Source organism: Terrisporobacter muris, assembly GCF_024621905.1.
Taxonomy (GTDB): domain Bacteria; phylum Bacillota; class Clostridia; order Peptostreptococcales; family Peptostreptococcaceae; genus Terrisporobacter; species Terrisporobacter muris.
On record NZ_JANKBY010000340.1, the window covers coordinates 1 to 3,722 of the forward strand.

Annotated in this window: 5 protein-coding genes; 1 reads left to right on the top strand and 4 read right to left on the bottom strand. The window is 26.7% G+C overall.

Annotated elements, in window-relative coordinates:
- Positions 1-102 precede the first annotated feature (102 nt).
- Positions 103-756 (top strand): HAD family hydrolase, encoded by a 654-nt coding sequence (locus NSA58_RS17350; RefSeq protein WP_079764749.1) that lies wholly within the window; start codon positions 103-105, stop codon positions 754-756.
- Between the two features lie 42 nt (positions 757-798).
- On the opposite strand, the gene aroF is transcribed toward NSA58_RS17350, so the two are convergent.
- From aroF to NSA58_RS17370, 4 genes are all read right to left on the bottom strand, one after another.
- On the bottom strand, positions 799-1,803 hold the full coding sequence (gene aroF / locus NSA58_RS17355) for a 3-deoxy-7-phosphoheptulonate synthase (RefSeq protein ID WP_039678860.1): 1,005 nt from the start codon (positions 1,801-1,803) through the stop codon (positions 799-801).
- 17 nt (positions 1,804-1,820) lie between these two features.
- Positions 1,821-2,093, bottom strand: a complete 273-nt coding sequence (locus tag NSA58_RS17360) for a chorismate mutase (RefSeq protein ID WP_039678861.1) — start codon at positions 2,091-2,093, stop codon at positions 1,821-1,823.
- A 340-nt stretch (positions 2,094-2,433) separates the two neighbouring features.
- The gene (locus NSA58_RS17365; protein WP_052232891.1) at positions 2,434-3,129 is read right to left on the bottom strand and encodes a CPBP family intramembrane glutamic endopeptidase; all 696 of its coding nucleotides are present in this window, start codon (positions 3,127-3,129) and stop codon (positions 2,434-2,436) included.
- 94 nt (positions 3,130-3,223) lie between these two features.
- On the bottom strand, positions 3,224-3,535 hold the full coding sequence (locus NSA58_RS17370; RefSeq protein WP_039678862.1) for a helix-turn-helix domain-containing protein: 312 nt from the start codon (positions 3,533-3,535) through the stop codon (positions 3,224-3,226).
- Positions 3,536-3,722 lie beyond the last annotated feature (187 nt).

Genomic DNA, 3,722 nt, shown 5'->3' on the forward strand with positions numbered 1-3,722 from the left:
AAATAAAAAATGAAATTATATCAAAAATAAATTAGTAATAGTACCCACATTAAAATTTATATGTGGTGTAATAATAACTTAATAGAGATAAGGGGATTTATGATGAATTACAACACTTTGATTTTTGATTTAGATGGCACTCTTTTGAACTCTTTAGATGACTTAGCTGATAGCGTTAATCACGCTTTAGAAAAATTAAATTATCCACTTAGAAGTAAAGAAGAAATTTGTTCTTTTATTGGAAATGGTATCGAAAAATTAATTGAACTTTCAGTACCAGAAAAAACTTCTTACGATAAATTTGCAGAATGTCTATTTCTTTTTAAAATACATTATTCGAAAAATTTGAAAAATAAGACTAAACCTTATGATGGAATAATGGAATTACTAGAATATTTAAAAGAAAATGAATATAAAATGGCAATTGTATCTAATAAATTTCAAGATGGCGTTACAGAATTAAAAGACCAGTATTTTTCAGAGTATATTCAAGTAGCAATAGGGAAATCTTCTGAAAGAAGAAAAAAACCTTACCCAGATTCAGTATTAAAAGCTATAGAAGATTTAAATTCATCTAAGGATAAATGCTTATATATTGGTGACAGTGAGGTAGATTTTAAAACAGCAAGAAATGCAAATATAGATTTTGCAGGTGTTGCTTGGGGGTTTAGAGATAAAAAGATATTAGAAGATTTAGGTTCAGACTATATAATTAATACTCCAAATGATTTAATATCTATATTAAGTTGTAAATAGTTTAAATAAAAAAAGGAGCTTAAGCTCCTTTTTTTATTATACTTAATCTTCTAAATTAGAAAGTATTTTTATTTTTTTCATAAGTTTATCAAATTGCTCTGGTGTTATAGATTGCTGACCATCAGATAAAGCTTTTTCTGGATTATTATGAACTTCTATCATAAGACCATCACATCCTGCTACTACAGCAGCCTTCGCCATAGACTCCACATATTCACGGCTTCCTGTTCCATGACTCGGATCTACTATTATAGGTAAGTGAGAATGCTTTTTTATTACAGGCACAGCGCTTAAATCTAAAGTATTCCTAGTATAAGTTTCAAAAGTTCTTATTCCTCTTTCACATAAAATTACATTTTCATTTCCGCCTGCCATAATATGTTCTGCACTAAGAAGCCATTCTTCTATTGTTGAGGATAATCCTCTTTTTAGTATTACTGGCTTGTTAGTTCTTCCCACCTGTTTTAGTAAATCATAGTTTTGCATATTCCTTGCACCAATTTGTATTACATCAACGGTGCTCATAAATTCGTCTAGATAGCTAATTGACATAAGCTCAGATACAATAGGAAGATTTGTTTCTTGCTTTGCGATTTCCATTAATTTAAGTCCGTCTAGCTCCAATCCCTGGAAACTATATGGTGAAGTTCTTGGCTTAAAAGCTCCACCTCTTAAAAAGTTAGCTCCACTTTCCTTTACCTTTCTAGCAATCTCGACAATTTGTTCTTCACTTTCAACAGCGCAAGGCCCAGCTATTATTCCTAAGTTTTTTCCACCTATTTTATTGCCATTTATATTTACAATAGTATCTTCTGGATGAAACAATCTATTGGCTTTTTTATAAGGTTCTTGTACTTTTAATATTTTTGATACACATCTTAAAGATTTTATTTCTTCTAGATTTGCTTCTGTTACATCTCCCAATATTCCAATAACACAGTCGTGTTTTCCCTTTGAAATATTAACGCCTAAATTTTTATTCGTTATATAATTTACTACTTGATTTATATCGTCACTAGTGTAGTTTTTATTCATTACTACAATCATAGTTTGCCTCCCTCTATTTAGCGGTGATTTTCTTCATTTTGTATTAGCTTGCTTAAATTCATTAGATTTCTAAAAAATCCTTCTAATACAAATCTATAGTCTTTGTTTTTTAAATAAGATAAATTCTTTTGAATAACTTCTTCTTCTCTCTTCGCATTTAAAATCCATATTTCTTGTTCTTTTTTACATCTTGCTATTTTTTTTGATATATCCATACGTCTTTCGAACAATTCAGTTATTTGCTTATCTATTTCATCTATCTCATTTCTATACTTCGTTAACTCATCCATAATTTTCTTCCTTTCTTATTTTAATCTGAAAAATTCGCTTCGCTTAAACCACTACGTGGTCGCTACACTTCATGTCATCAACAACTTCAACCGCTACTCTTAAATCAATTAGATTTTATATTTTATCCATAGAACAGATAAAATATAAAATCTTCACAATAAAAAAGAGAGCTTATGAGCTCTCTAATAATATCTAATTTATATAGATATTTCAATAGTTTCTTATTTATTTTATCACTATAAGAAATCTATAAGTATAAGCGAACTCACAATAATGATCTTCCTTTTACTTATTATTTTATCAAGTCATTTTAGTTATTCTATATTTATTATAAAAAACTTATATTCCCCAAAAAACATTAATCAAGCTATGTACAAATATACACAAGTAGGTATCTTTGTATTTTATTTTAACTATTCCAAGTATAAAAGCAATTATTAATCCAAATAATACCTTGGAAATGATTATATCTATTGTAAAAAATGAGCTACTAACTACACTTAAATTCTGACTTATTATGTCCCAGTAACCTATTTTAAATAGAGCTGATAATAAACTTACAATTATTAAAACTTTCTTTTCATCCTTTTGAAAACTTCTAATATAGTTCCATATATAATCTCTAAAAATTACTTCTTCAAATATAGGCTGAGCTATTAAGGATAATGTCAGTATTATTAAATTAGATGATAAATATCCACCCTTAAAATACGGTGTTACACATATGGCACCTAAAGTAATTGAGCCTAATATTAATCTTAATTTTTTATTGTTATATTTATTGTTTAACTTAATTAACCTTTGTCCTGCTGGATTAAATAAATCATTTGCTCTTAAAATAAGAGACAAGCTTATACCCACGAGCATAATCGATATAATATTAGCAATATTAACATTTTCTAGAGTAAAATTTAATTGGCTTAAAAATATATATTTTATAATTACCCTAGCAATCTGTACTATAACCAATAAAATAATAGCATCTAGAATATATTCTTTACTTTTAGAAATATAACTATTTTCTTTTATATTCAAACATATCACCTACAATTTATTTTGTATAGTATCCATTATAGCACAGTATTAGTAATATATAGAAATATAAAATCATAATAATTTAATTGTTTAATTAATCATATAACCCATTTAAAACTCTACAAACTGTTGCCTTGCTCCATGAAGTTTCTTTTGATATTTCTCTGTAGCTAAGCCCACTATTTCTTAGTTCTTTTATATACTCAATATCTGAGTCCTTAATTTGTTTTTCTTTTGGTTTCAAATTGTTTCTTAATGATTTTAAATTCTCAATCTCTTGTTTTAAATTCTCTATCTCCATTTGTTTAGCTTTTAATTTATCTTCGTAAGAGTCTCTCATTTCATTGAACTCTTTAATATAATTAACTTTCCATTCATCTTGTGATTTTGTTTTAAATAATCCCATTTAATTACACCTCTATTCATATTTATTTCCTTCTTTATAAGATAATTTCTTTATTTTTAATGAAATTCCTTGTATTTTACAAGTAAATCCATTCTAAAAATTAGTCCAAATTTCAACCTTTTTTATTAATTTTCAAAATATTATTTTATTTTTCTATGAATTAAGAGTATCTTCTTGGTTATATAGA

Bases quoted from the DNA above. Each gene is read 5' to 3' on its own strand.
- NSA58_RS17350 (WP_079764749.1), top strand. From the start codon at position 103: ATGAATTACAACACTTTGATTTTTGATTTAGATGGCACTCTTTTGAAC.
- aroF (WP_039678860.1), bottom strand. From the start codon at position 1,803: ATGATTGTAGTAATGAATAAAAACTACACTAGTGACGATATAAATCAA.
- NSA58_RS17360 (WP_039678861.1), bottom strand. From the start codon at position 2,093: ATGGATGAGTTAACGAAGTATAGAAATGAGATAGATGAAATAGATAAG.
- NSA58_RS17370 (WP_039678862.1), bottom strand. From the start codon at position 3,535: ATGGGATTATTTAAAACAAAATCACAAGATGAATGGAAAGTTAATTAT.